The following is a 2,325-nucleotide window of genomic DNA, read 5'->3' on the forward strand; positions in this document are numbered from 1 at the left end:
CAACTGCTGCGCCACCCCAGGTTCTCCTCCATCCGCCTGGGCCCGCTGTCCAGGGACGGGGGCGCGACCCTGATCGCCGGGAGCGTGCCGGACCAGGTCCCGCGCCCGCTCCTGGACGCCGCGCACGCGGCCACCGGAGGCAACCCCGCCCTGGTCAGCGCGATTGCCGAGGACCTGGGCGCGGGTCTGCGCGAGCCGCCGTGGGGCGAGTCCTTCGGGCACACCGTCCGGGCCTTCCTGGACGCCGCCGAACCCCAGGTGCGGGAGGCCGCCACCGCGCTGGCCGTGCTCGGTCCCTCCGCACCGCCCCGCGCCCTCGCAGCCCTGCTGCGCGTCGACCCGACCACCGCGGACGCCCGGCTCGGCGCGCTCGTGGAGGCTGGTCTGGTGCAGGCCCGGCGCTTCCGGCACCCCGCCGTCGGGGCCGCCGTGCTGGCGGGGACCGACCAGCAGACCCGATCCGACCTCGACCACCGCGCCGCGCTCGTCCTGCGCGACCTGGGCGCCCCGGTCACCGCCGTCGCCCGGCACCTGCTCGACGCGGGCGCGCTGCCCGGTCCCGCCACCCGCTGGGAGGCCGCCGTGCTGTCCGAGGCGGCCGAGCACGCGATCGCCTCGGACGAGCTCGACCTGGCGCGCCGCCACCTGGAGCTGGCCCGCCAGCGGTGCCCGGACGAGCACGGGCGCGCCGAGCTGGCCGCGCGGCTGGCCGTCGTCGACTGGCGGCTCGGCACCACAGGGGTCACCGGCAAGCTCCCCGAACTGCTGGAGGCGGCTGACCGGGGTTTCCTGCGCGACGACGACGCGCTGGAGGTCACCGGACAGCTGCTGTGGCACGGCCGCATCGCGGAGGCGGCGCGGCTCCTCGGCCGCGTGGGCGGCGACGTGAGCCCGGCGGGGCTGCGAGCCGCCCACCTGTGGGTGGCCCTGTCGTGCCCCGCGCTGCTGGCGCACATGCCCTCCCCGGCACCACGCGGCCTCGACCCCGCCGCGACCATGACCACCGACACCGACGCCAGGTTGCGCGCGGTCGAGGCGTTGGACGCCCTGCTCCGGGGCGGACCGGACACCGCCCCGGTCAACGAGGCCGTCCGGGTGCTCCAGGTCGGGGCCGCCTCCAAGTCCTCCCTGGAACCGAGCGGGTTCGCGCTGCTGGTGCTGCTCTACGCGGACCGCTTCGAGGAGGCCCGCTCCTGGTGCGAGCTGCTCATCGAGCTGGCGCGCGACCGGGGCGTGCCCGCCTGGCAGGCGACCTTCGCCGAGATCCGCGCGCAGATCGCCGCCCGCACCGGCGACCTGCCCTCGGCGGTGCGCCACGCGCACGCGGCCCTGGCGTCCACCTCCGCGCGCGGCTGGGGAGCCGCGGTCGGGGTCCCGCTCGGCGTCCTGGTGGAGGCCCTGGTCGACATGGGCCGCTTCGCCGAGGCCGAGGAGGCGCTCAACCGCCCCGTGCCGCCGACGATGTTCCAGACCCGCTGGGGCCTGCACCACCTGCACGCCAGGGGGCGCTACCACCTGGCGACCGGGAGGCCGCACGCCGCGCTCGGCGACTTCCTCGCCGTGGGTGAGCGGTTGCGCCTGTGGGACCTGGACCTGCCCGCGCTCATCCCGTGGCGCACCGGCGCGGCTGAGGCGCACCTGGGGCTGGGCGATCGCGCCGCCGCCGCCAGGCTGCTGGCCGAGCAGTCCGCGCTGCCGGGTGGCGGCGGCCCCAGGTTGCGAGGCACGGCGTTGCGGGTGGGCGCGGCTGCGGCTGAGCCGGGGCTGCGGGTCCGCCTGGCGAAGGAGGCGGTGGACCAGCTGGAGATCGCGGGCGACCGGCTCGAGCTGGCCAGGGCGTTCGTCGAGCTGTGCGCGGCGTTCCGCGCGTGCGGCGACCCGCGCAGGGCCAGGACGGTGGCCCGGCGGGCGCTGCTGGTGGCCGAGGGCTGCCGGGCCGAGCCGCTGGTCGAGGCGCTCGCCGGGCACAGCGGAGCGGGCCACCCCGAGCCGCGCCAGGACCCGGCGCCCGGCGTCGAGGACGTGTGCTCGCTCACCGGCGCCGAGCGCAGGGTGGCCGAACTGGCCGCGGTCGGCGCCACCAACCGCGAGATAGCCCGCACCCTGGTCGTCACGGTCAGCACGGTCGAGCAGCACCTGACCAAGGTCTACCGCAAGCTCAGCGTCCGGCGCAGGACGGAGCTGCCCGCCGCGCTGGCCATCCACGTCGGGCGCGGCGACGACCCGTGGCGGACCGGGGCGGGACCGCGGTACGCCGACCACGGGCCCCGGAGGCTCGCCTGAACGAGGTGGGCGGACCGGGCGGGCGGTGAGCGGAGGAGCGGC

The 2,325-nt window shown here is 77.8% G+C and carries 1 protein-coding gene; it reads left to right on the plus strand.

The annotated features are described in order from the left end of the window. Positions 1-2,283, plus strand: a 2,283-nt coding sequence (locus ACTUAL_RS21010) for a LuxR C-terminal-related transcriptional regulator (RefSeq protein ID WP_440901443.1), incomplete at its 5' end; no start/stop codon positions are given. Positions 2,284-2,325 lie beyond the last annotated feature (42 nt).

The sequence above is a fragment of the Actinosynnema sp. genome (assembly GCF_052038725.1).